This is a genomic window from Stenotrophomonas sp. B1-1 (genome assembly GCF_010894375.1).
In the GTDB taxonomy this organism is placed as follows: domain Bacteria; phylum Pseudomonadota; class Gammaproteobacteria; order Xanthomonadales; family Xanthomonadaceae; genus Stenotrophomonas.
This window is the reverse complement of sequence record NZ_JAAIUZ010000001.1, coordinates 216,463-242,769: the sequence shown is the minus strand read 5'-3', so window position 1 is coordinate 242,769 and position 26,307 is coordinate 216,463. Positions and strand designations below refer to the sequence as shown.

Genomic DNA, 26,307 nt, shown 5'->3' with positions numbered 1-26,307 from the left:
CAGGCTTACGGCTCGTAGCGGATATCGGCATCGACGCTGCTGCCGCCCTGCTTGCCATCCTTGCCCAGGCTGATCAGATCGTAGGGCTGGCCTTCACCCGGTGCGCGGTATTCCAGCGCATGCCCCCACGGGTCGTTCAGATCGGCCGCCTTGGCGTACGGGCCCAGCCAGCCACCGGTGCCGGCCGGGGCGTTGATCAGGTCTTCCAGCGTGCCCGGCAGCTTGCCCGTATCGAGCTGGTAGTTGTCGATCTTGGACGCCACGGTCTGCACCTGCGCCTTGGCGATGTTGGCCTTGCCGCGGTCGGCGCCGCCCAGCACGCGGCTGGCGACCAGGGTCAGCACCGCGCCGATCAGCACGATGACGATGATGATTTCCAGCAGGCTCATGCCCGACTGGTGGCGAGCGGCGGTGAAGGAAAGGCGGATCGGTCGACGGGAAGCAATCATGGTCGGTCCTTTCAGGTGCGGAACAGCGGGAGTGTAGGAAGGGCCATCATCAACCGATGGCATTGGTCAGGTCGTACAGCGGCACCAGCACGGCCACGATCACCGCGCCGACCACCGAGGCCAGCACCAGGGTGATGGCCGGCACCATGGCCGCCAGCAGGCGATCGATGCGGCGGGCACTGTCCTGTTCGAAGGTGTCGGCCGCCTTCAGCAGCATGGTGTCCAGCGCGCCGGATTCTTCGCCCACCTGGATCATCTGCAGGGCCAGGCGCGGGAAGCGCTTGCCGCGCGACAGTGCCAGCGACAGGCCGGCACCGTTCTTCACTTCGTCTGCGGCGCTGTCCACATCGGTGGCCAGCGCGCGGTTGCCCAGCACGTTGCGGGCGATGCCCAGCGCCCCCAGCAGCGGCACGCCGTTGCGCAGCAGGGTGCCCAGGGTACGTGCCAGGCGTGCGGTTTCCAGTTCGCCCAGCAGGCGGCCGATGCCACGGCGCTGCAGCAGCCAGCCATCCAGTGCCAGGCGGAACGCGGGCTGGCGCAGTTTGCGTTCCAGCAGCAGCACCAGCACCGCCGGCACCACCAGCAGCAGGATCCACCAGTCGCGCACGAACAGGCCGATCTGCAGCACGATGTTGGTGAACCATGGCAACGCCACGTCCAGGCTTTCGTACATCTGCGCGAACTGCGGCACCACGTAGCCCAGCAGAAACAGCAGCGCACCGCCCACCACCACTAGCAGGATGGCCGGGTAGACCAGGGCGTTGACCACCTTGCCCTGCAGCGCGCGGCTGCGTTCCAGGTAATCGGCCAGGCGCTGCAGCGTGTCGTGCAGGCTGCCACCGGCTTCGCCGGCACGCACCATGTTCACGTACAGGCGCGAGAACAGACCGTGCTGCCGTTCCAGCGCGGTGGACAGCGGCGCGCCGCCACGCACCACGTCGCGGATGTCGGTGATCGCCCGGCGCGAACGCTCGTCTTCGGGCAGGCCCAGCAGGATCGACAGCGCGCGATCCAGCGGCTGCCCAGCGGCCAGCAAGGTGGCCAGCTGCTGGGTGAACTGCAGCAACGCCGCGCCCTGCAGCGGCCGCGGCCGGAACAGGCCACGCAGGCTGCTGCTGCCCACGGCACCGCCATCGGCCAGCCGGGTTTCCATGGGCAGGTGCCCCTGGTCCTGCAGGCGCGCGATCAGCTCGGCTTCGCTGGCCGCTTCCATCTGGCCATCGAAGACTTCGCCATGCGGGTTCAGCGCCTTGTAGCGGTAGTTCGGCATGTCAGCAGCAGGCTCCGGCGCGCATCAACCCTCCTCGGTCACGCGCAGCACTTCTTCGATGGTGGTCTGCCCGCTCAACGCCTTGGCCAGGCCATCTTCGTACATGGTGCGCATGCCGGCCTCGCGGGCGATGCGTTCGATTTCGCCCATGCCATCGCGGCGCATGACCGCGCGACGCAGCGCATCGTTCATCACCAGGAATTCCATGATGGTGGTGCGGCCCAGGTAACCGGTAGGCGCCAGCGCCGACGGCTTCGGGCGGAACAGATGGATGGTGCCCTGTGGCTGCAGGCGGCGCAGTTCGAAGCGTTCGATTTCCTCCGGCGAGGCCTCGTAGCGCTCGGCGTGGGTGGGCTCCAGGCGGCGCACCAGACGCTGGGCCAGGATGCCGTTGATGGTGGACGTCAGCAGATAGTCTTCCACGCCCATGTCGAGCAGGCGGGTGATGCCACCGGCGGCGTTGTTGGTATGCAGGGTGGACAGCACCAGGTGACCGGTCAGCGCCGACTGGATCGCGATGCGCGCGGTTTCCAGATCGCGCATTTCGCCGATCATGATGATGTCCGGATCCTGGCGCACGATGCTGCGCAGCGCGTTGGCGAAATCCAGGCCGATCTGCGGCTTGGCCTGGATCTGGTTGATGCCTTCGATCTGGTATTCGACCGGGTCTTCGACGGTGATGATCTTGACGTCGGCGGTGTTGAGCTGGCTGAGCGCGGTGTACAGCGTGGTGGTCTTGCCCGAGCCGGTGGGGCCGGTGACCAGCAGGATGCCGTGCGGCTGTTCCAGCACCTTGCGGAACTGCGGCAGGAAGGCATCGGTGAAGCCCAGCCGGTGGAAGTCGAACACCACGGTTTCGCGGTCGAGCAGGCGCATGACCACGCTTTCGCCATGCGCGGTGGGCACGGTGCTGACACGCAGGTCCAGTTCTTTGCCCTGCACGCGCAGCATGATGCGGCCATCCTGCGGCAGGCGGCGCTCGGCGATGTTCAAGCGCGCCATGATCTTGATGCGGCTGATCACCGCTGCGGTCAGATTGGCTGGCGGGCTTTCGCCTTCCACCAGCACGCCGTCCACGCGGTAACGCACCTTCAGCCGGCTTTCGAACGGTTCAACGTGGATATCGGAGGCGCGCAGTTCCACCGCCCGCTGGATGACCAGGTTGACCAGGCGGATGACCGGTGCTTCGGAGGCCAGGTCGCGCAGGTGTTCGATGTCGTCCACCGCGCCGCCTTCACCATCGGCGGTTTCCACGATGGCGCCCATCGCGCTGCGGCCCTGGCCGAACCAGCGTTCAACCAGATCGTCGATTTCCGCGCGCATGCCCAGCACCGGGGTGACCGGTACGCCCAACGCCAGCTGCACGGCCTGCTGCGGGTAGGGATCGTGCGCATCGGCCAGCCACAGGCGTACCCCGTGCTCGTCCAGCGCCAACGGGCAGACATGGAACTGCTTCAGGAACCGCTGCGACAACGGCAACCCTTCGGCCAGCGACTGCGGCGGGGCCTCGGGCAACTGCTTGCCTTCCAGCAGCGGCAGGCCGAGCACGTCGGCGCTGGCCTGCGCTTGGTCACGTTCGGAGACCAGGCCCAGCCGCACCAGCAGCGCCAGCAGGCTGCCGCCGGCTTCGGCATGCAGCGGCCGCGCGCGCGCCAGGTCAGCATCCTTCAACCGGCCACGCGACAGCAGGGCATCCAGGATGCGGCCTTCGGCGTCGTCGTGGGCGGTAGCAGCGAGCGCGTTCACATGACTCTCCTGTCGATCGCCCTGACTTTAGCAGTTTGGCCGGGGTTTCCGCCGTCCTGCACGCGCAGGACCACAAAAGACGACGCCCGTCACCTTCCGGTAACGGGCGCCGCCAATTCACTTACGACAACATCTGCAACCGCTGGGCCGTTACTGGGTGGCCAGGATGGTCACGCCGCCGAATGCCGCCTCGCCCACCACCTTCACGTAGTAGGTGCCGGCGACCGGCTTGGCCACGCGCACGGTTTCGGTGTTGCCCGGGCGCGTCGACTTGGCATCGTTGTCGGTGGCGGTGGGCACGCGGCCCTGCGCCAGGTAGACCGACACGTTGCCGGTGCCGCCATAGGTCAGCACGCTCAGCTGCTTGCCGGCTTCAGCCTGGAAGGTGTAGACGGTTTCGCTGCCGGCAGCGCCGGCCACGCCACTGATGGCCACCTTGTTGGTCAGCGGGATGCCTTCCGGCTCGCAGTTCTCGGTGCACGGTTCCTTCAGCGCGGCATCCAGTGCGGCCTTGGCATCGACGATGCCGGTGCCGATCGGGGTGGCGGCCGGAATGGTGACCGGGAAGCGACGCGCCGACTGCTTCAGCAGCGTTTCCAGCGCAGCGGGGCTGAGCGGATCCTTGCCATTGGCAGCCAGTGCGCTCTGCACCAGCGCGGCCACGGCAGCCACGTGCGGCGAGGACATCGAGGTACCGCCCTTGCCCATCAGCACCCACTCACCGGCATCGGGCGTGGTGTCGGAGCTGGAGCCGACCTGCCAGATGTAGCCGTTCGGGTTGCCGTCCACGCTGCCGCCGCCACCCGGTGCGGCCAGATCGACCACCGCGCCGTAGTTGGAGTAGTAGGTGATGCCGCCGGTGACGCGGGTGGCGCCGACCGAGACCACGTTGGCGCAGCTGGACGGACGGTAGTTGGCGGCGTTGTCGGTGTCATTGCCGGCGGCCACCACCACCAGGGTACCGCGCGAGACGGCGCCGTTGATTGCGTCCTGGTAGGCCGCGTCGCACGCGCCGCCGCCGCCCAGGCTCATGTTGATGATTTCAGCCGGCGTGGTGTTGGCCGGAATGCCGGCCACGGTGCCACCGGAGGCCCAGGTGATGGCGTCGCTGATGTCGGCCAGGGTGCCGCCGCACTTGCCGAGCACGCGCACCGGCAGCACCTTGGCCTTGTAGGCCAGGCCTGCCAGCGCGCTGCCGTTGTTGGTCACTTCGGCGATGGTGCCGGCCACGTGGGTACCGTGCCAGGAGCTGCCTTCCGGCTGCGAGCCGTTGTAGCACTCGTTGGCCGTTTCCACCCAGTCACCGTAGTCGGTGGCGCCCGGGGCGCGACCGTCGGTCGGGCGGCGCGAGGATTCCTTGTCGCTGATGAAGTCGTAGCCCGGCAGCAGGTTGTCGCCGAAGTCCGGCACGCCCGGCAGGATGCCGGTGTCGAGCACGGCCACCACCACGCCTTCGCCCTGCGAGACATCCCACGCCGCCGGTGCGTTCACGCCGCTGGTGGCGTTGTAGAAGTTCCACTGGTACTGGGCGTAGTTCGGATCGTTGGGCACCAGTGCCGGCTGCGCATTGCTGGCGCGCAGGTCCGAACGCTGCAGGCGCACGTTGGCCACGGCGTACTGCACCGACGGATCGGCGTTCAGTTCGGCCAGCACCTTCTTCATTTCCGCGCCGGCCAGGCGCGACTTCAGGCGGATCAGATCGCTGCCGGTGCCCAGCTTGCGCTCGACCTGCGGCGACAGCGACAACGCGCGGCTGCTGGTGCCGCTGCTGACAATCGCGCGCGACAGCGCCGACTGAACGACGGTGAGCTTGCTCGAACGGTCACTGGCGGCGGCGGTACCGGTGCGGTACTTGACGATGATGCCGTCCACGGCCTGCTGGTCGGCGCTGGCCACACGGGCCGGTGCGCTGGGCGTGCCCGGATTGATCGCATGGGCGGCACCGACGCCGACCGTCAGCGACAGCACGGCGGCAGCCAGTACGTTGATGCGAAGGTTCTGCTTCTTGGTCACGTTCGAAATCCTCTTCAAGGTCATGGTTGAGCTTTCCTTCTCCACCCAGTGCACGGGCGGAGCTCACTACGGCCATCATTCCCTGCGACTGCCCTGGCTGGCCCACCAGGGTTGCCGTGCCTCGCCCCCTCAGGCCTTCACTGCATGACGTGCCGGTGGCACGTGGCCACCGGCACGCGCTTCCCGCTTACCAGCCGAAGCCGGCACCGACGCCGACCGAGGCGTCATCACTGCTGAACGCACCGCCCAGGGTGACCGTGGCGCGATCGCTGATCGCACGCTGGTAGCCCAGCGACATCGCCGATTCACCGCCCTGGAAACCGATGCCGACGCCGACCCGGTTCTGGGTGCGGATGCCGGCGGCACTGGTGGCCATGTTCAGCATGGCCGCGCTCATCGCACCCTGGCGGTCGATGCGGCGATCCATGTGGCGCAGGCGTCCATCAACTTCGCCCTTGAACACATCGAAGCTGTCGGCGACGGCCTGCACGCGGCTGTCGGTGTAGCTGTTGGCGGTGGTGATGCCGCGATCCAGCTGGCTCTTGTTCACGGCATCGGTGGCGGCCGTACCGGCGGCCACGTTGGTGACCTGGCGTTCGTTGCCCTCGCTGCCCACCGACACGGTGTTGGCACGATCGGCAATCGAACCCTGGCCCAGGGCCACCGCGTTGGCGGCCGAGGCCGTCGCGCCCTGGCCGATGGCGGTGGACGAGGCCGCACTGGCGACTGCGCCCTCACCCACGCTGACCGCACCGACGGCGGCAGCCGGTTGTGCGGCGCTGGTGCCACCCACGCTGGGCTTGGCCGGGATGTCGGTGCGCGATGCCACCGGATCCGACTCGGCCGCGGTGGACAGTTCGGCCACCGACGCCTGCGCGGTGGTGCTGGCGCTGCGCAGGCTGGCCGTGGCGGTGCTGGCGCGGCTGGAACCACCGGCGGTGCGCTGGTCCAGCTCGGTCACCTTGCGGTCCAGCGCGCCCAGTGCGTCGCCCACGTTGCTGTAGGTGCTGCCCTGGATCACGTAGTTCGGTGCCACGAACACGCCCTGCAGGCCGACGCTGGCGCCACCGCCGAGGAAGCTGGCGGCATCGCTGAGCGACTGGAACAGCTGGCCACCGGTGACCGCCTGGCGGCTGCCGGCGGCGATGCTGCCGGCGCCCACGTTGTCGATCGTGGTGCCATCCATGCCGGACAGGGTCAGGCGATCGCGGCTGGCATCGTCGTAGCCGACGGCATTGGCGGTGCTGGTTTCCATGGTGGCGATACGCGAGTCGAAATCACCCACGCGGGTTTCCACCGCACCCACGCGCTGGTTGGTCACGTTCAACTGCGAACCGGTGACCGCATCGGTGCTGCCGGCGGCAATGCGGCCATCGGCCACGTTGACGATGCGGCGGGTGGCCGGACCGGCGGTGCCATTGCCACCACCGACCGACACCACGTTGGCTTCCACGGCGCGCGAACCGGCACCCAGGGCCACCGAGTTGTTGCCGGTGACGCCACTGTTGGCACCCAGGGCCAGAGCGGCATTGCCGATGGCGGTGGCGCCGCTGCCGACCGCATTGCTGCGGCTGCCGCTGGCCGTGGCGTTGGCGCCGATGGCCACCGCGTCGGTACCCGACGCCGTTGCCGTGCCGGTGCCGCTGGCCTGGAAGCGCTGGCCGACCGCATCGGCGGTGGCGGCAACCGCATCCAGCTGGCCCTTGTTCACCGCATCGCTGGCTTCGGTACCGGCGGCGACGTTGGTGATCTGCCGCTGCGCGGTGGCCGTGCCGACCGACACCGTGTTGGCGCGGGTGGCCTGCGAACCGCTGCCCAGCGCGACGCTGTTGGCCGCACTGGCGCTGGCGTTGGCACCCAGTGCGGTGGCGTCGGTCGCATCGGCCCAGGCGTTCCAGCCGATGGCGGTGGCGTAGTCGTCGGTGGCCCAGGCACCGGCGCCGAACGCGGCCGAGCCGGTACCGCTGGCACGGGCCGGGATCAGGCCGAAGTAGGTGCTGCCACCGATGGCCACGCTTTCATCGCCGGTAGCCTCGCTGGCATTACCCACGGCCACCGAACCGGCGCCACTGGCGGTGGCGAACACGCCAGCCGCGGTGCTGTTGGCGCCACTGGCCAAGGTGCCGTAGCCCAGTGCCGAACCGAGGCGGCCGCTGGCTTCGCTGTAACCACCCACGGCAGTGGTGCCATCGGCCGAGGCCGAAGCGCGGAAGCCGCTGGACAGCGACTGCGCGCCGCTGGCGATGGCTTCGGCACCGTTGGCGGTGCTGTACACGCCGGTGGCCTGTGCGCCGGCACCGGTAGCGGTGCTGCTCACTGCACTGGCGACCGCGCCACTGCCCAGGGCGGCACTGTCTTCGCCGCTGGCCTGTGCGTTGGTGCCGACCGCGGCCGCATTGCCGCCGGTGGCCAGGCTGTTGAAGCCGACCGCGGTGGCGTTGGCCGCAACCGCCGTGGCGCCACTGCCCAGCGCAGTGCTGCCATCGCCGATCGCGTTGGCTGCTTCACCGGCGGCCAGCGCGTTCTCGCCTTCCACGTAGGCGCCGGCATCGCTGTCGTCGCTGCCGCTGGCCTGGAAGTACTTGCTGGTGGCTTCGGCGGCGGCGGCCACTGCATCCAGCTGGTCCTTGTTCACCGCATCGGTGCCCTCGGTACCGGCGGCCACGTTGGTGATCTGGCGCGTATTGCCCGCACCGCCCACCGACACCGTGTTGTCACGGTCGGCAATGGAGTCGGCACCCAGGGCGACGCTGTTGGCGCCCTGCGATTCGGCTGCGTTGCCCAGCGCGGTGCTGTTGGTACCCGGTGCCCAGGCGCCGCCACCGACGGCGGTGGAGTAGTCACCCGATGCTTCGGTGGCCAGCAGGCCGAACAACGAGCCACCGACGGCCACCGCATTGGTGCCGGTGGCCAGGCTGCCCTGGCCGGTAGCGGTGCTGTAGGCGCCCGAGGCCTCGGCATCGCCGCCCAGGGCGACGCTGTTGGAACCGGAGGCGTTGGCGAAGTTGCCCAGTGCGGTGGCGTTGAACGCCGATGCGCTGGAATAGCCGCCGATGGCGGTGCTGTAACCGCCGGTGGCTTCGGCACCGATGCCGAATGCCGCCGAGGCGATGCCGCTGGCCACGCTTTCGCTGCCCACCGCGGTGGATGCCTCGCCGCTGGCGGTGCTGAAGTAGCCCACGGCCACCGCTTCTTCGCCGCTGGCTTCGGACAGCACGCCGCTGGCGGTACTGCCGGCGCCACTGGCCACGGCGGCCGCACCGAAGGCGGCACTCTGTTCGCCGCTGGCTTCACTTTCGGCACCGTGCGCAGTGGCGTACTCGCCGGTGGCCTGTGCATTGGCACCGACCGCGCTGGCGTTGGCAGCCGTGGCCAGGGCGTTGAAGCCGATGGCCTGCGCATTGCTGCCGATGGCGTTGGCACCGGCGCCCAGCGCGCTGGCACCGTCACCAATGGCATTGGCCGCTTCACCGGCCGCCAGCGCGTTGTCCCCTTCCACATAGGCGCCGGCATCGCTGTCGTCGCTGCCGCTGGCCTGGAAGTACTTGCTGGTGGATTCAGCGGTGGCGGCAACGGCGTCGAGCTGCGACTTGTTCACCGCATCGGTGGCCTGGGTACCGGCGGCCACGTTGGTGACCTGGCGTTCGTTGCCGGCACTGCCCACCGATACGCTGCCGTCGCGGTCGGCGACCGAGCCTGCGCCCAGCGCGACCGCATTGCTGCCGCTGGCCGTGCTACCGGCGCCCAGGGCGATGGCGCTTTCGCCGCCGGCCACCGTGTTGGTGCCGATGGCGATGCTGTTGATGCTGTTGCCCAGTGCCTGGAAGCCCAGTGCCACGCTGTTGGCGCCGTAGCTGAAGGCACCGCGGCCGACCGCAGTGGAACTGGTGCCGTTGGCCCAGCTGTTGTAGCCGATGGCGGTGGCGCCATTGGCACTGGCCCATGCGGCCGGGCCGAACGCAGATGCGTTGCTGCCGGTCGCCCAGGCGCCGGAACCGAATGCGGTGGCGCCCGCTTCGCTGGCGGTGCTGTAACCGCCCACGGCGGTGCTGTCATCGGCCTTGGCAAACGCGCTGTCACCGATGGCGACGGCATAGCTGCCGGTGGCGCGCGACTTGCTGCCCGCCGCGAAGCTGTTGTCGCCGGTGGCCTGCGCGCCGCTGCCGAAGGCATTGCTGGTCAGCCCGGTGGCCTGCGCCGCGTTGCCCACTGCCGTGGAACCGGCCGACGCAGTGGTACCCACCTGCACCGGGTTGCCTTCGTCGTCCAGCAGCGGCTGGTTGTACTCGTCGTAGGCCTGGCCCAGGCCACCCACGGCCACCGCGCCATCGCCGTCGGCGAAGGTGTTGCGGCCCAATGCCACGGCATCGGCGCCCAACGCGCCGGCACCGGCACCCTGCGCCAGCGCACCGGCACCGATGGCATTGCTGGCCGAACCGGCCGCGACCGCACCTGCGCCCTCGGCGTAGGCACCGGCATCGGTGCCCTCTTCGGCCTGCGCCTGGAAGAAGTGCGCGGTGGTATCGGCGGTGTCGGCCACGGCATCGAGCTGCGCCTTGTTCACCGCATCGGTGGCTTCGGTACCGGCGGCCACGCTGGTGATCTGCCGTTCGTTGCCGCTGCTGCCCACGGCCACGCTGTTGTCGCGTACCGCTTCGGAGTTCGCGCCGAGGGCCACGCTGTTGGCGCCGCGCGCGGTGGCGTAGAAGCCGACCGCCGTGCTCTGCGCGCCACTGGCCCAGGTCTGTGCGCCCAGCGCGCTGGACTGTTCACCCGGTGCGTAGGCGAAGTAGCCCACGGCCGTCGCCTCGGCACCCGACGCTTCGGTGAGCGTGCCGTTGGCCGTGGCGTAGTCGCCGCTGGCAATGGCACCGGCGCCGACCGCCGTGGCGGCTTCGCCGCTGGCCTGGGTCTGCACGAAGAAGCCCAGGCCGGGAATCAGGTCAGCCGGGCCACCGATGGCCACGCTGCTGGTGCCGGTGGCCACGCTGCTGGTGCCCAGCGCGGTGGAGTAATCGCCAATGGCGTTGGACACGGCGCCGAACGCCGCCGACTGCGCACCGCCGGCATACGCGCCCACGCCGTAGGCGCTGGAGGCGAAGCCACCGGCTTCGGCGCTGGCACCGACGGCGGTGCCGCCCACGCCGGCGCTGGTTGCACCGGTATCGACCGGCACGCCGCCGTTGGTGATCAGCGGGTTGCCCTGCTCATCCACCGCGGCACCACCGACGGCCACGCTGCCCGGGCCCACGGCCTGCGCGTTGTTGCCGAAGGCGGCGCTGTTCTGGCCGCTGGCCAGCGCGTTGAAGCCCACCGCGGTGGCGTTGCTGTTGACCGCGGTGGCGCCGCTGCCGAGTGCGGTGGTGCCATTGCCCAGGGCATTGGCGGCCTCACCGGCGGCGGTGGCATTGCTGCCATCGGCGAATGCACCGGCGCTGCTGTCATCGCTGCCGGTGGCCTTGAAGTAGGTGCTGGTGTTTTCGGCCACGCTGGCCACTGCATCCAGCTGGCCCTTGTTCACCGCATCGGTGGCTTCGGTACCGTCGGCCACGTGGGTGATCTGGCGTTCGTTGCCGTCGGCGCCGACGGCAACGGTGTTGTCACGGTCGGCCTGCGAGGCCGCACCAATGGCCACGCTGTTGCTGCCATTGGCGGTGGCGCTGGCGCCCAGTGCGGTGGACTGCGCACCATCGGCCCAGGCGTTCCAGCCGATGGCCGTTGCATAGTCTTCGGTGGCCCACGCGCCGGCACCGTAGGCCGCCGCACCGTAGCCGCTGGCGCGTGCCGGAATCAGGCCGAAATAGGTGCTGCCGCCGATGGCCACGCTCTCATCGCCGCTGGCTTCACTGGCCTCACCCACGGCCACCGAACCGGCGCCCGTGGCGGTGGCGAAGACGCCCGCAGCGGTGCTGTTGGCGCCGCTGGCCACGGTGCCGTAGCCCAACGCCGAACCGAGGCGACCGCTGGCTTCGCTGTAACCGCCGACGGCGGTGGTGCCATCGGCCGAGGCCGACGCGCGGAAGCCGCTGGACAGCGACTGCGCGCCGCTGGCGATGGCTTCGGCACCGTTGGCGGTGCTGTACACGCCGGTGGCCTGCGCGCCGGTACCGGTCGCGGTGCTGCTCACTTCGCTGGCGACCGCGCCGCTGCCCAGGGCGGCACTGTCGCTGCCGCTAGCCTGCGCGTTGCTTCCCACGGCGGCGGCATTTTCACCGGTGGCCGAGCTGTTGTAGCCCACGGCCGTCGCGTTGGCCGCAATGGCCAGTGCGCCGCCGCCCAGCGCGGTGGTGCCATCGCCGATGGCATTGGCCGCTTCACCGGCGGCCAGTGCGCTGTCGCCCTCGGCCAGTGCGCCCGCGTCGCTGTCGTCACTGCCGCTGGCCTGGAAATACTTGCTGGTTGCTTCGGCGGCGGCGGCCACTGCATCCAGCTGGTCCTTGTTCACCGCATCGGTGCCTTCGGTGCCGGCGGCCACGTTGGTGATCTGGCGCGTGTTGCCTGCGCCACCCACCGACACGGTGTTGTCACGGTTGGCGATGGAGTCAGCACCCAGGGCGACGCTGTTGTCGCCCTGCGCTTCGGCGGCATTGCCCAGTGCCGTGCTGTTGGTACCCGGCGCCCACGCGCCGCCACCGACGGCGGTGGAGTAATCGCCCGATGCTTCGGTTGCGAGCAGGCCGAACAGGGCGCCACCGACGGCCACGCTGTTGGTGCCGCTGGCAATGCTCGCCTGGCCGGTGGCGGTGCTGTTGGCACCGCTGGCCTGTGCATCACCGCCGACCGCGACGCTGCTGGAGCCAGTGGCGTTGGCGGCATTGCCGACCGCCGTGGCGTTGAATGCAGATGCGTGGGACAGGCCGCCAAGCGCGGTGCTGTAGCCGCCGGTGGCTTCGGCGCCGACGCCGAAGCTGGCCGATGCGGTACCACTGGCGACGCTGCCGGCACCAACGCTGGTGCTGCCGCTGCCGCTGGCCTGGGCCTGCGCACCGACGGCCGTTGCGCTGTCGGCGCTGGCCTGCGCGGCGCTGCCCAACGCGGTGGTGTCGTCGCCGCTGGCCGTGGCATCGGCGCCGGCGGCCAATGCGCCCTCGCCGTCGATCTGCGCCGCGTCGCTGTCATCGCCGGCACCGTCGGCCTTGAAGTAGCGGCTGCCTTCGGCGGCGGCCGCGGCCAGTGCGGCCTGGGTGGCCTGCGCCTGTGCCTGTGCCTGCGCATCCAGCTGCGCGCGGTTCACTGCATCGGTGGCCGCCGTGCCCGCGGCCACGTTGGTGATCTGCCGTTCGTTGCCGCTGGCGCCGACCGACACCGTGTTGGCGCGGTTGGCCGTCGAGCCGGCGCCCAGCGCCACGCTGTTGGCCGCGCTGGCGGTGCTGCCGGTGCCGACCGCAACCGCGTTGCGGCCACTGGCGTTGGCGCTGCCATCGACCACGCACTGGTCGATCACGCTGCTGCTGATCGTTACGCAATTGGCGTTGCCGCCCACTTCCACCGACTGCGCCTGCGCCAGGCTTGTCCAGCCCAGGGCCATCAGCAGGCCTGCGGCAAGCACCGTCGGCGCGCTGCCGCCCTGCTTCTGCCGCTTGTCGACAACCGTACCGGCCTGGTCCGAGGTTGCCAGTTCCGAGGCAACGACCAACTGACCCAATGCTTTGTTCCAGACCTTGCGATAAATCCGATTCATCGATACGGCTCCTGAGTGGACTGGTTTTTAGGCAAAGCAACGCCATCGCTGGGCCATCCGGCCCAACGTCCCCTGGGGGCGTCTATTCGCGTGATTTACGACGGTGTTCGCGCAGAACGCGCAGAGAGGCAAGAGCGCCTTCCGTTGCGCAATGCGTTACTACGAAATGAATGAATTCAAAACGGACTGGCAGTGTTAACGTGAAGATTATCTTCCGTCAAGAGTTTGACGGAACAAAACCTACTGTCGTGAACCAGTTCACCGTTTTATGCGTTTATGCGGTTATTTCGTTAGAACCACGTGAACATGTCGTAGCACGTGTAACGCGCTGTAACTCGTGGACAGCACACGATATTCACGCAATACAAACAAAAACCCGCCGGGGTTGCCGGCGGGTTTCCATACGTCATCGAATTGGCGCGTGCGCGGGGTGGACGATCAGCCGCACCAGACGCGGGCGTTGCGGAACATGCGCATCCACGGCGAATCACCCTGCCATTCCGCCGGTGCCCAGCTCAGGTTGAGCGCGCGCGGGGTGCGCTCGGGGTGCGGCATCATGATGGTCACCCGGCCGTCGCTGCTGGTCAGGCCGGTGATGCCGTCCGGCGAACCGTTCGGGTTCAGCGGGTACTGGCTGGCCACGTTGCCGTTGCCATCGATGTAGCGCAGCGACACGCGCGCGGCCGCCTGGTCCACCGCGTTGGCGAACACCGCACGGCCTTCGCCGTGGGCCACGGCCACCGGCAGGCGCGAGCCGGCCATGCCACGCAGCAGGATCGACGGCGATTCCACCACCTCCAGCAGCGCGGTGCGGGCTTCGAACTGCTCGCTGGCGTTGCGGCGGAACTGCGGCCAGTGCTCGGCACCGGGAATGATGTCCTTCAGCTGGCTCATCATCTGGCAGCCGTTGCACACGCCCAGCGCGAAGCTGTCTTCGCGGGCGAAGAACGCGGCGAAGGCATCGCGCAGCGCGCTGCGTTCCAGCACCGAGGTAGCCCAGCCACGGCCGGCACCCAGCACGTCGCCGTAGCTGAAGCCGCCGCAGGCGACCAGGCCGGTGAAGTCCTGCAGGGCCACGCGACCTTCGATCAGATCGCTCATGTGCACGTCGAACGCGCTGAAGCCGGCACGTTCGAATGCGTTGGCCATTTCAATCTGGCCGTTCACGCCCTGCTCGCGCAGCACCGCCACGCGCGGGCGCGCACCGGTGTTGATGAACGGCGCTGCCACGTCCTCGGCGAGGTCGAAGCTGAGCTTCGGCTTCAGGCCCGGTGCGTTGAAGGCACGGGCGATCTCGCGCTCGGCGTCGGCGTTTTCCGGGTTGTCGCGGCGCTTCTGCATGGCGTGGGTGACCGACCACCAGGCGTCGAACAGCGCTTCCCAGCGCCACTCGGCCAGGTTTTCGCCGCCCAGCGACACCCGCACCACCGGTGCGGTGGTCGGCTTGGCGATGCGCTGTGCGCACTCGATCAACGCATGGCGCTCGACCAGATCGGCGAACGCGGCGCGGTCTTCGCGGGCAATCTGCACCACCGCACCCAGTTCTTCGTTGAACAGGCTGCGGAACGGATCATCGCCCCAGGCGTCGAGGGTGATGTCCAGGCCCAGGCGCGAGGTGAAGGCCATTTCGCACAGCGCGGCGAAGGCACCGCCATCGCTGCGGTCGTGGTACGCACGCAGCAGGCCGGCCTGGCGCGCATCGCGGATCAGTTCGAAGAAGCCACGCAGGCGCTGCGGGTCGTCCAGATCCGGGGCGGCACCGGCGAAGGCCGGCAGGTCGCCGTGGTCGGCATGCACCTGGGCCAGGATCGAACCGCCCAGACGCTGCTTGCCGGCACCGAGGCCGATCAGCCACAGCTCGCTGTCCACCTCGCGGTCGAGCAGCGGGGTCAGCTGCTGGCGCACATCGGCCACCGGCGCGAACGCGGAGATGACCAGCGACACCGGCGACACGCTCTTGTGCGCTTCGCCCTGGTCGTGCCACTGCGCCTGCATCGACAGCGAGTCCTTGCCCACCGGAATGCTGATGTCCAGCTGCGGGCACAGTTCCATGCCCACCGCCTTCACCGCGTCGTACAGCAGCGCGTCTTCGCCCGGGTGGCCGGCGGCGGCCATCCAGTTCGCCGACAGCTTGATCTCATCCAGCGCGTCGACCGGGGCCGCGCACAGGTTGGTCAGCGCTTCGCCCACGGCCATGCGCGCCGAAGCGGCGGCATCGAGCAAGGCCAGCGGCGTGCGCTCGCCCAGCGACATCGCTTCGCCGGCCACGCCGTCGAAGTCGGCCAGGGTGATGGCCACGTCGGCCACCGGCAGCTGCCACGGGCCGACCATCTGTTCGCGCGCGGTCAGGCCGCCCACGCTGCGGTCACCAATGGTGACCAGGAAGTTCTTCGACGCCACAGTGGGGTGCGCCAGCACGCGCAGACCGGCTTCCTGCAGATCCAGCCCGCCGGTCTTCAGCGCCGGCCAGCGCGGGGCCGGCGGGTGCGCGGTGTCGCGGTGCATCTTCGGCGGCTTGCCGAACAGCACGTCCATCGGCAGGTCGATCGGCGCGTCGGCCGGGGTGTGGCCCGGCACGGCGCCATAGGCCACCACCAGGTGTTCTTCGGCCGTGGCCACGCCCACCGCAGCGAACGGGCAGCGCTCGCGCGCGCACAGCGCGGCGAACTCGGCCAGGCGTTCCTGGGCCACGCCCAGCACGTAGCGTTCCTGCGATTCGTTGCACCACAGCTGCATCGGCGACAGCGACGGGTCATCGGTGGGCACCTTGCCCAGGTCGATCACGCCGCCCACGTTCGAATCGTGCAGCAGTTCGGGGATGGCGTTGGACAGGCCACCGGCGCCGACGTCGTGGAAGAACTTGATCGGGTTGTTGGCGCCCATCGCCACGCAGCGGTCGATGACCTCCTGGCAGCGGCGTTCCATTTCCGGGTTGTCGCGCTGCACGCTGGCGAAGTCCAGGTCTTCGGCGCTTTCGCCGGAGGCCACCGAACTGGCGGCACCGCCGCCCAGGCCGATCAGCATGGCCGGGCCACCCAGCACGATGACGGCATCACCGGCCTGCAGCTTGATCTTGTCGACCTGGATGCGATCGATCGCGCCCAGGCCACCGGCCAGCATGATCGGCTTGTCGTAGGCGCGGACCAGATCGGCGCCTTCGGGCAGCTCGAAGCTGCGGAAGTAACCGAGCAGGTTCGGGCGGCCGAACTCGTTGTTGAACGCGGCGCCGCCGAGCGGGCCATCGGTCATGATTTCCAGTGCCGGTGCCATGCGCGGGTTCAGCGCGCGCGGCGCTTCCCACGGCTGCGGCAGCTCGGGAATGCGCAGGTGCGAGACCGAGAACCCGGACAGACCGGCCTTCGGCTTGCCGCCACGGCCGGTAGCGCCTTCATCGCGGATCTCGCCGCCGTTGCCGGTCGAGGCACCCGGGAACGGCGCGATCGCGGTCGGGTGGTTATGCGTTTCCACCTTGATCTGGAACGCGCTGGGCACCTGCGGCTCGCGGCGGTATTCGCCGGTGGCCGGATCAGGGCGATAGCGCGAGGCCGGATGGCCTTCGATCACCGCGGCATTGTCGCTGTACGCGCTGAGCGTGTGCTGCGGGGTCTGCTGGTGGGTGTTCTTGATCATCCGGAACAGCGAACGGTCCTGTTCCTGGCCGTCGATGGTCCAGCTGGCGTTGAAGATCTTGTGCCGGCAGTGCTCGGAATTGGCCTGCGCGAACATCATCAGTTCCACGTCCGAGGGCGAGCGGCCCAGCGCGGTGAAGCGTTCGCGCAGGTAGTCGATCTCGTCCTGGGCCATGGCCAGGCCGAGGCGCTGGTTGGCGGCCTCCAGCTGGTCCACCGGCACGCGTTCCAGTTCGCCGCGCGCCGGGCTGCTGAACAGCGCCTGGCCCTGCTCGGCCGATTCCAGCACCGACTGCGTCATCGGGTCATGCAGTGCCTTCACCAGGGCCTGCTGGGCGGCGGCATCGGCCGGCCAGCCCAGCACGTCGATGCGCAGGCCGCGTTCCACCCGGCTGACCGGCTGGCCGGCACCGCGCACCAGTTCGGTGGCCTTGCTGGACCACGGCGACAGCGTGCCCAGGCGGGGCACCACGACGCGGCTGACCGCACCGTCGGCCACGGCCTGCGCCTGCGGCTGGGCTTCCAGGATGCGGCACAGGGTGGCCACGTCGGGCGCGACCGTGCCTTCGGGCTGCACGAAGTAGACGTGCCAGGCGCCGCTGATGCGCAGGGAGGGAGCGATGGACTGCAGGCGGGATTCAAGACGTTCGCGGCGGAACGGCGACAGGGCGGGCGCGCCCTCGAGGACCATCATGTCCGGGGAACCGTAGTTGGGAAACGGGCCCGACATTGTACCGGAACCGGGGGGTGGGCTTTGGCCGGGCGGCGCCCGGCACCCCGTAGAGTCGAGCTTGCTCGACTGGACCACCAGCCGGAGCAACAGCAACAGCGGGTTTCCTGGGGGATGGCGGGGCGGGTCCGACAGTTTCCCGCGAGCTGCCGGAACGGCACGGGGTTGCGATATCTGATGGATCCATCCACGCATGGCGTGGATCTACTGGCGGTCCCCGGAACGGGTAGATCCACGCCATGCGTGGATGAGAGCGAAGCGACCGGCTTCTGCCTCTGCTTCTGCTTTTGATCTTTTCTTCTTGTCTTTCGTGGCTGGCACGCGCAGGAACCTGTCCAGGGCCGGGCGGGTGGGGTCAGGCGGGGTATCCGCGGCATGGGCCCGAGGCATGCCTCGGGCGGGTTGGGCAGGGTGCCCAACCCCGGTCTTGCCGTGTGCGCAGGAAAGCGCACACGAGCAAGCCGCGGCTAAGCCCCCATGGACGGGTTTACGGCGTCCCCGCCTGACCCCACCCGCCCGGCCAACCCAAGGAAATCCGCTGTTCGCGGCAATCCCCAGCCACGAGGGGGCTCCGCCGATGGCAGCCAACCGCGCGCCAGCGCCGCTCTTCGCGGGAATCGCGGGAATCGCGGGAATCCCGGAACCCCGGAATCGCGGAACCATGCGCTGGCTCACGGATTGACCCGGCAATTGATGACAACGTTGTCCCTACCCGGCCAGCCGGACTCTCTCCCCGGCCCGGCCAGGTACCCCGTCCGCTCCCACCGTCGCCTTCCCCGGCGACGCCCGGACCTGCGTTACGCGCGGTGCCATCGGGGCCCGCGCGCCTCTTGGTCGATCGGAGAAACACCATGTACGACACGTTTGTGCAGAGTGCCGATGTACGCAGTGCCGAACCTTCCCCCCGCCGCTGTCGCCCGCGCCGCCTGGCCTGGCTGCTGGCCCTGGCCGCCGGGGCCGCCGCCCTGCCCGGCCTGGCCCAGGCCGCCAGCTGTGCCGGCGTGGCCGAATGGGACCAGGCCAAGATCTACCGGGCCGGCGATACCCTGCAGAAGGCCGGCGTGCTCTACCGGGCCAACCAGGACATCTGGAACGCCCCGCCGGACCACCCGGCCGGTGCGCCCTACTACACCAACCTGGGCGCCTGCGATGGCAGCGGCGCCAACCAGCCGCCGGTGGTCAGCCTGACCTCCCCGGCCAATGGCGCCAGCTTCAGCGCCGGCAGCACGATCACGGTCAACGCCACCGCCAGCGACGCCGACGGCAGCGTCAGCAAGGTCGAGTTCTTCCGCGATGGCAGCTCGATCGGGGTGGACACCAGCGCGCCGTACAGCGCCAGCTGGGCCAACGCCAGCATCGGCAGCCACACCCTGCGCGCGGTCGCCACCGACAACAACAACGCCACCACCAGCACGCCCACCATCACCATCACGGTGAACGCGGCCAGTGGCGATACCACCGCCCCCAGCGTGCCCGGCGGCCTGGCCGTGGGAACGCGCACATCCAGCAGCATCGCGCTCAGCTGGAGCCCGTCCACCGACAACACCGGCGGCAGCGGTGTAGCCGGCTATGACGTGTACCGCAACGGCAGCCTGGTCGGCTCGCCGTCCAGCGCCAGCTATGTCGACGGTGGCCTGACGGCCTCCACCACCTACAGCTACCGCGTGCGGGCCCGCGACAACGCCGGCAATGCCTCGGCGCAAGGCACCGCGACCAGCGCCACCACCCTGGCCGACAGCGGCGGCGGTACCGGCAAGCGGGTCATCGGCTACTTCACCCAGTGGGGCATCTATGGCCGCAACTACCGGGTGAAGAACATCGACAGCAGCGGCTCGGCCGCCCGTCTCACCCACATCAACTACGCCTTCGGCAACGTGCGCAACAACCGCTGCGAAGTGGGCGTCACCCAGGCCTCCGATCCGAACACGGGCGTGGGCGGCGATGCCTTCGCCGACTACACCAAGGCCTTCGGTGCGGGCGAAAGCGTGAGCGGCAGCGCCGACACCTGGGACCAGCCGCTGCGCGGCAACTGGAACCAGCTGAAGCAGCTGAAGGCGAAGTACCCCAACGTGAAGGTGCTGATCTCGCTGGGCGGCTGGACCTGGTCGCGTGGTTTCTCCAGCGCCGCACAACCGGCCAACCGGCAGGCGTTCGTGGCCTCGTGCATCGATGCCTACATCAAGGGCAACCTGCCGGTGACCGACGGCGCCGGCGGCACCGGTGCGGCACTGGGCGTGTTCGACGGCATCGACATCGACTGGGAATACCCGGTGGCCTGTGGCCTGGCCTGCGGCACGCCGGAGGACAACGCCAACTTCACCGCGCTGCTGGCCGAGTTCCGCCGCCAGCTGGATGCGGTGCGCCCCGGGCTGCTGCTGACCGTGGCGGTGGGTGCCGGCATCGACAAGGTGCGGGTGACCGACCCGGCCGCGTACCACCCGTACCTGGACTACATCAACGTGATGACCTACGACTTCCACGGCGCGTGGGATGCGAAGACCAACCACCACTCGGCGCTGTTCGATTCGCCCAATGATCCGTCCACCGGTGATACCGCGCTGTACAACAGCAACGATGCGATCGAGGCGTTCATCAGCCGCGGCGTACCAGCGGCCAAGTTGAACCTGGGCATCGGCTACTACGGGCGTGGCTGGACCGGGGTGGCCAACGCCAACAACGGGCTGTACCAGACCGCCAGCGGTGCGGCGCCGGGTACCTACGAAGCGGGCATCGAAGACTGGAAGGTGCTGAAGAACCTGGCCTGGTCCAGCTACACCGACAACACCGCCGGTGCCACCTGGATCTACAACGGCAGCACGCTGTGGAGCTTCGACACCCCGGCCAACATCACCCGCAAGATGGGGTACGTTAAGACCCAGGGCCTGGGCGGCGCGTTCGTCTGGGAATTCAGCGGCGACGATGCGCAGGGCACGCTGACCAAGGCGGTCAGTGATGGCTTGAAGTAAGCAAAAGGCCGGGGACGCATCGCGTCCTCGGCCTTTCGCAGACGTGCGACATCCGCCGGGGCAAACCCGGCGGCAATTCAATCAACGCTTGGCCGACAGCTTTTCCAGCGCGGCGCGCAGCTGTGCCGGCGGCAGGTAGCCGCCCAGCTGGGTGCCGTCGGGCGCGAAGATGGCCGGCGTGCCATTCACGCCCAGCTGCTGGCCCAGTGCGTACTGCATGGCCACCGGGTTGGTGCAGTTCTTGGCCGGCACACTGCCACCGCGCTTGGCGTTGGTCAGCGCCTGGCGGCGATCGGCCGCGCACCAGACCGAGATCATGTCGGTGTAGTCCTTGCTGCCCAGCCCCATGCGCGGGAACGCCAGGTATTCCACGGTGATGCCGTTGCGGTTGAGCTCGGCGATGTCCTGGTGCAACTTGCGGCAGTACCCACATTCAATGTCGGTGAACACGCTGATGGTGTACTTGGCATTCGGCGCGGCGAACACGATGCGGTCGCCATGGTTGGCCTTGGCCAGCAGGCCACGCCGGTAATCCAGCAGCCCCGCGCTGTTGGCCGGCCCGCGCGCCTGGGTGTCATACGGCTGCGACTGGAACAGGTAGCGGCCATCGTCGGACACGTACAGCAGCTGGCCCGACACCAGCACTTCGCGGAAGCCGGGGAACGGCGCGGCGCCGATGTAGTCGATGGTGAAGCCCGGGTTCAGCGCCGACAGCGCGGTGCGCACTGCCTGTTCGGCGGCAGGGTTGGCCGCCGCCGGCCGGGGGGCCGCAGCAGCAGGTGCCTTGGCGGCAGGCGGCGCCGGCTGTGCACAGGCGGTCAGGCTGAGCGCGCCGAACACAGCGGCAATGGCGAATCGGAGCATGGAGCAACCTGCTGGGAAGATGACTTGCGATTCTGACACAGGCCCGGCAGCGGCACCGCGAACGCGAGCACACACCCGCGCGCGGGTTCAGCCGCCCGCTCAGCCGCGTGGGTGGTGGCGGGCGTGCAGCTGCTGCAGGTGCTCGCGCGCCACCAGCGTGTAGATCTGGGTGGTGGACAGCGAGCTGTGGCCCAGCAGCATCTGCAGCGCGCGCAGGTCTGCACCGCGGTTCAGCAGGTGGGTGGCGAAGCTGTGGCGCAGGCCATGCGGGCTGATCCGCGCCGGATCGATGCCGGCCACCTGCGCGTGCCGCTTGACCAGGTGCCAGAACGCCTGCCGGGTGAGTGCGTGCAGGCTGGGTTCGATGAACAACGGCGTCTGCCCATCGGCAAGCGCCTGCACTCTGCCCTTGCCCACCATCAGCGGGCGCGCGTCGTGCAGGTAACGTTCCAGCCAGTGCTGCGACTCTTCGCCCAGCGGCACCAGCCGTTCCTTGCTGCCCTTGCCGGTCACCCGCAGCACGCCCTGGCGCAGGTTCACGGCCGTGGCCGGCAGCAGCACCAGTTCGCTCACGCGCAGGCCCGCGGCGTACATCAGTTCCAGCATGGCGCGGTCGCGCAGGCCCAGTGGGCTGTCGATATCCGGTGCCGCCAGCAGCGCATCGATCTGGCTCTCGGCCAAGGCCTTGGGCAGCAGGCGCGGCAGCTTCGGCGGGTCCAGCAGCGCACTGGGGTCCTCGCTGCGCTCGCCACGGCGCACCGCATCGGCGAAGAAGGCGCGCAGCGCCGACAGCAGACGGGCGTTGCTGCGCGGCGACCAGCCATGACGCGTGCGCCAGGCCAGGTAATCGAACAGGCCCGGGCGCTCTACCCCGGCCAGTCCGCCATCGCGACCATCCAGCCAGCGCGCCAGGCCTTCCAGATCGCGCCGATAGCTGTCCAGGGTGGCACGGGCCAGGCCGTTCTCGGCCCAGGCCGCGTCCAGGAAACGCTGGATGCGCGCACTGTCTTCGCCGCGCGGCTCGGGCAGTTGCTGGACCAGTTGGCGACGCTCGGCGGGGGTGGAAACAACGGCCATGCACGCAGGATACGTGGGCCGCTGCGGGCAGGGCCAGCTTTGCGTATGCTCGGCGCATGTCCAGCCCCGCCAGTGAAACGGCCCCCGTGGCCGCGCCCGGTTCCGATCGCCCCCGCACGTTGCTGCTGTGGCGCCTGCTGGCCCTGTTCTACGACCTGTGGCCGGTGCTGGCGCTGTGGATGCTGGCCGGCACGGTGTTCACCGTGGCCTATACGGTCAGCGGCCACGCGCAGCGCGAAAACATCGCACCGTTCAGCGCCTGGCAGTGGCTGCTGTGGGCGGTGTGCTGGGTCATCACCGGTGCCTATGCCACGGCCAGCTGGCGGCGCGGCGGGCAGACGCTGGGCATGCGCCCGTGGCGGCTGAAGCTGGAAACGCGCGATGGCACGGCGCTGCGGCGCGGCCAGTTGTGGCGGCGTTTCGCCATGGGCACGCTGTCGCTGCTGCTGGGCGGGCTGGGGTTCTGGTGGGCGTGGCTGGATCGCGAACGCCTGACCTGGCACGACCGCGCCAGTGGCACCCGCATGGTGCGGGTGCCCAAGCGCTGAAGGAATCCGCCGGGCATGGCCCGGCGCTACCACCGCACGCCGGTCAGGCGTCGGGCAGGATCACCGCCGGCTGCGCCCACAGTTCGAAGAACTGCGACGAGAACGCGGTGGCCTTGACGTCATCGGGCACCGGAATCTTGCCATTGAGCTTGCCCTGGGCCTGGGCGAATTCCTGCCACAGCTTCAGGCTGGCCTTCTTCAGGCGCTTCTGCTCACCGGCATCGCTGGCGGCCAGGTACTGCGCGTAGAGGTCGCGCATCGGCTTGCCCTGTTCCTCGAACGCAGCCGGCAGCTCGGGCAGGCTGGTTTCGGTGAACTCGACGGTTGCCTGCGGCGGCTGGTAGCCCAGGGGCCCGAAAGCGGCCCGCAGATCGTCCTCGGCGTCCAGGTATTCGAAGAAACCGGGCACGTTGAAGAGCTTGGTGCGGTAGTCCGACGACGTGTCCGGGCTGTTGGAGACCACCGTGGTCGGCAGTTCGCCCAGCAGGCCCACATCCCAGCTGCGCGGAATGAACAGGCCGGTCGCCTTCACGTACGGGCCGTCGATCTCCGCGTCATTGAGCTCGACCTTCGACACCAGCCCGCCGGAATTGGTCTTGCGGGTGACGTACTGCTCGGTGACGATCACGTACTCGCCCAGCGTCGGGTTGATCAGGCCACCGATGCCGTCGGCGTAGACCACCATGCGCACCGTGCCGATCTTCTCGCTCTGCAGCCGGTGCTGACCGGGCTCCAGGCTGACCGGTACCGTGGTGTGCGCCGGAATGACGTGCGGCTGCGCGTCGATGGTCAGGGTGACCGGCGTGTCGGTGGGGTTGTCGATCTCGAAATCGACCGGACCAGAACAGCCCACCAGCAACAGCAGGGCGGCAAGCGAGGGAAGCAGACGTGCGCGGATCATGTTCATCCTTGAAGTGAAGCGAGATGCGCAACGCGCGCGCTCGCGGTAAAGGCAGGGCCCGCGCGGAAAGGCGCGGACCTGCCGGGTCCTTTGAAACGACGTTCGGGCGCCGAGACGCTGGAGCTCGACGCTACGTGCTGGGTTCGTCGAGCAAGCTCGACGCTACCGGCGCCTGAACAGCCAGCCGGACACCGCCAGCATGACGATGGGCGGCAACGCGTAGGCAATGCGGTAATCGAACTTCAACGCACCGGCCATGCGGCCGAAGAACAACTGCAGCAGCCAGAAGCCCAGCGCGAACAGGATGCCCAGGAACAGACGCTTGCCCATGCCGCCGCTGCGCAGCGAACCGAAGGCGAACGGCACGGCGGCCAGGCACAGCGCCAGCACGTTCACCGGGTAGAACCAGCGGCTCCAGTACACATCCTCGAAATCACGCGCATCCAGGCCGTTGCGCTCGCGGTAGGCAATGCTGGTGCTCAGCTCGGACACGCTCAGGTTGCGCGGCTTGGCGATGCCGGTGGCCAGCGCGCCGGCATCCAGCTTCGAATTCCACGGTTCGCGGGCCACTTCCTGGCGGGTGGCCGAGCGTTCGCCGAAGGTATCGCGGCGCACGCCGGTCAGCACCCAGCCATCCTTGTCGTGCTCGGCAGTGGCGGCATGGGTGAGCGTGGCGATGCGGCCGTCGTCGGCAATCTGGTACAGGCGTACATCGCGCAGGATCAGCCGCGTGCCCTTCTCGCCCACCAGCTGCTCTTCGCCGCTGGCCGCGTTCAGGAAGGTATCGCCCTCGCGCGCCCACATGCCCGAATAGCGGGCCACGGCGATGTCGGTGCCCCACTTGGCGCTCATCTTCAGCGCATCGGCGCGGTTCTGGCCCCACGGGCCCACCGTTTCGGCACTGATCACCATCAACCCGGTCAGCAGCGACAGGGCGATGGCCACCGACACGCTCAGGCGCTTGCGCGACAGGCCCAGCGCGCGCAGCGCGGTCAGCTCGGAGGTGGCCGCCAGCTGGCCCAGCCCCATCAGGGCGCCGATCACCGCAGCGGTGGGGAAGAAGGTGTAGGCGCGGCGGGGCACGGTGTACAGCACCCATGCCGCAGCGTGGCCCAGCGAATAGCCGTTCTTGCCGATGTCCTTGAACTCACCGGAGAAGGCCATCACCACGTCCAGGCCGGTCAGCACCGCCCAGGTGAGCAGCACGGTGGTGAACACCGCACGGCCCAGGTAGAAATCGAAACGCATCGGGCGCAGCTTCATGCGCGGCCTCCCTTCGGGCGGGCCAGGCGGCCATCGCGCGCGTACATCCAGATGGCGAACGCCAGCAGCGGCAGGGTCAGCCACCACAGGCCCAGCGCGCCGGGAATCCTGCCGTCGGCGATCCAGCCGGCGCCGATGAAGGTCAGGTTGGTGCCCACCATGTAGGCCAGAAGGGCCAGCATCATGCGCCCGTAGCGCTGCTGGCGCGGCGAGCTGCGCCCCAGCGGCACGGTCAGCAGGGCGAAGGCCAGCGCGATCAGCGGCGGCGCCAGGCGGCGGTGCAGCTGGGCCTGGGCCTCGGGGCGGTCATCGCCGATCAGCTTCGTGGTCGCCATCAGCTCCGGATCATCGTCCTTGCGCGCCTCGGTACCGTCGGGCAGGGCCACGTCATTGCGGGCGAAGGTGGCCAGCCGGTAATCCAGCGCGCCGGCCAGCGGGCCCTCCAGCTGGTGGCCGTCGTCCAGCTCCAGGAAGCGCTGGCGCGCCCCTTCGAAGTACATGCGGCCGCCGGCGGCGGACACCACTTCCAGGCGGTCGTCCTTCTGCCGCTGCAGGAACACCTTGCCCAGCTGGGTGCCATCGGGCGAGATCGAGGACAGGTAGACCACCCCGCCATTGGGCAGCGGGGTGAACCGGCCCGGCTCCAGGCCGGCCATCAGCACGCTGCGGTTGGCGTCCTGGATCATCTGTTCGGCGGTGCGCCCGGCCCAGGGGCCCAGCCACAGCGAACAGGCGCCCACCACCAGCACCACCGGCACCACCAGCATCAGCAGGGGGCGCAGCAGGCGCTTGGGGCCCACGCCAATGGCGGTGATCACCGCCATTTCCGAATCGCGGTAGAGCCGGGCGATGGCCAGCAGCAGGCCCAGCATCAGCGCCAGCGGGAGGATCAGCGGCATGTAGGCGATGAACTGCAGGCCCAGCTGTGAGAACAGCAGCTTGGCCGGCAGGCGTCCGTCGGCGATGTTGCCGAGGATGTCCACCAGCACGCCGCCCACGCTGACCACCAGCAGGACGATCAGGGTAGCCAGGAAACTCTGGACGAAATCGCCCAGCAGGTATCGGTCGAGCTTCAGCATGGGGCGGTGGTTTAAACTCTGGGGTTCGTTCGCGGTGCCGCCCAGTCTACTGTCTGGGCGTAAACGGCCTGCGATTGTACGGACTCGCCAA

Annotated in this window: 13 protein-coding genes; 2 read left to right on the top strand and 11 right to left on the bottom strand. The window is 69.1% G+C overall.

Annotated features, from left to right (window positions below):
- Positions 1 to 5: 5 nt before the first annotated feature.
- From gspG to purL, 6 genes are all read right to left on the bottom strand, one after another.
- The gene (gene gspG / locus G4G00_RS01050; RefSeq protein WP_108748472.1) at positions 6 to 449 is read right to left on the bottom strand and encodes a type II secretion system major pseudopilin GspG; all 444 of its coding nucleotides are present in this window, start codon (positions 447 to 449) and stop codon (positions 6 to 8) included.
- Between the two features lie 49 nt (positions 450 to 498).
- Positions 499 to 1,719: a type II secretion system F family protein gene (locus G4G00_RS01045; protein ID WP_164270790.1), complete on the bottom strand. Its 1,221-nt coding sequence runs from the start codon at positions 1,717 to 1,719 to the stop codon at positions 499 to 501.
- 24 nt (positions 1,720 to 1,743) lie between these two features.
- Entirely contained in the window at positions 1,744 to 3,465 is a 1,722-nt protein-coding gene (gene gspE, locus G4G00_RS01040) for a type II secretion system ATPase GspE (RefSeq protein WP_108752131.1), read from the bottom strand.
- A gap of 150 nt (positions 3,466 to 3,615) precedes the next feature.
- Positions 3,616 to 5,478: a S8 family peptidase gene (locus G4G00_RS01035; RefSeq protein WP_164270834.1), complete on the bottom strand. Its 1,863-nt coding sequence runs from the start codon at positions 5,476 to 5,478 to the stop codon at positions 3,616 to 3,618.
- 187 nt (positions 5,479 to 5,665) lie between these two features.
- Positions 5,666 to 13,159 (bottom strand): ESPR-type extended signal peptide-containing protein, encoded by a 7,494-nt coding sequence (locus tag G4G00_RS01030; RefSeq protein ID WP_164270788.1) that lies wholly within the window; start codon positions 13,157 to 13,159, stop codon positions 5,666 to 5,668.
- A 438-nt stretch (positions 13,160 to 13,597) separates the two neighbouring features.
- Positions 13,598 to 17,482: a phosphoribosylformylglycinamidine synthase gene (gene purL / locus G4G00_RS01025; protein WP_108754722.1), complete on the bottom strand. Its 3,885-nt coding sequence runs from the start codon at positions 17,480 to 17,482 to the stop codon at positions 13,598 to 13,600.
- 887 nt (positions 17,483 to 18,369) lie between these two features.
- On the opposite strand from purL, the gene G4G00_RS01020 reads away from it, so the two are divergent.
- Positions 18,370 to 20,484, top strand: coding sequence for a glycosyl hydrolase family 18 protein (locus G4G00_RS01020; RefSeq protein WP_108752129.1), 2,115 nt, complete (start codon positions 18,370 to 18,372; stop codon positions 20,482 to 20,484).
- 81 nt (positions 20,485 to 20,565) lie between these two features.
- Here G4G00_RS01020 and G4G00_RS01015 read toward each other — a convergent pair whose 3' ends face one another.
- Together G4G00_RS01015 and xerD are read right to left on the bottom strand one after the other, a co-directional pair.
- Positions 20,566 to 21,348 carry a DsbC family protein gene (locus G4G00_RS01015; RefSeq protein WP_108748466.1) on the bottom strand — a complete coding sequence of 261 codons (783 nt, stop codon included), beginning with the start codon at positions 21,346 to 21,348 and terminating at the stop codon, positions 20,566 to 20,568.
- Between the two features lie 99 nt (positions 21,349 to 21,447).
- Complete coding sequence (xerD, locus tag G4G00_RS01010; protein ID WP_108752128.1) at positions 21,448 to 22,425, bottom strand: site-specific tyrosine recombinase XerD; 978 nt, start codon at positions 22,423 to 22,425, stop codon at positions 21,448 to 21,450.
- A 56-nt stretch (positions 22,426 to 22,481) separates the two neighbouring features.
- Between xerD and G4G00_RS01005 the strand changes: the two genes are divergently transcribed.
- Complete coding sequence (locus G4G00_RS01005) at positions 22,482 to 22,973, top strand: RDD family protein (RefSeq protein ID WP_108752127.1); 492 nt, start codon at positions 22,482 to 22,484, stop codon at positions 22,971 to 22,973.
- A gap of 43 nt (positions 22,974 to 23,016) precedes the next feature.
- On the opposite strand, the gene G4G00_RS01000 is transcribed toward G4G00_RS01005, so the two are convergent.
- The 3 genes from G4G00_RS01000 to lptF all read right to left on the bottom strand — a co-directional run bounded on the left by G4G00_RS01000 (position 23,017) and on the right by lptF (position 26,216).
- Complete coding sequence (locus G4G00_RS01000; RefSeq protein ID WP_164270784.1) at positions 23,017 to 23,874, bottom strand: hypothetical protein; 858 nt, start codon at positions 23,872 to 23,874, stop codon at positions 23,017 to 23,019.
- A gap of 162 nt (positions 23,875 to 24,036) precedes the next feature.
- Positions 24,037 to 25,137, bottom strand: a complete 1,101-nt coding sequence (lptG, locus tag G4G00_RS00995) for an LPS export ABC transporter permease LptG (protein ID WP_108752126.1) — start codon at positions 25,135 to 25,137, stop codon at positions 24,037 to 24,039.
- Positions 25,134 to 26,216 carry an LPS export ABC transporter permease LptF gene (gene lptF / locus G4G00_RS00990; protein ID WP_108752125.1) on the bottom strand — a complete coding sequence of 361 codons (1,083 nt, stop codon included), beginning with the start codon at positions 26,214 to 26,216 and terminating at the stop codon, positions 25,134 to 25,136. The genes lptG and lptF overlap by 4 nt, the downstream gene beginning before the upstream one ends.
- Between the last annotated feature and the right edge of the window lie 91 nt (positions 26,217 to 26,307).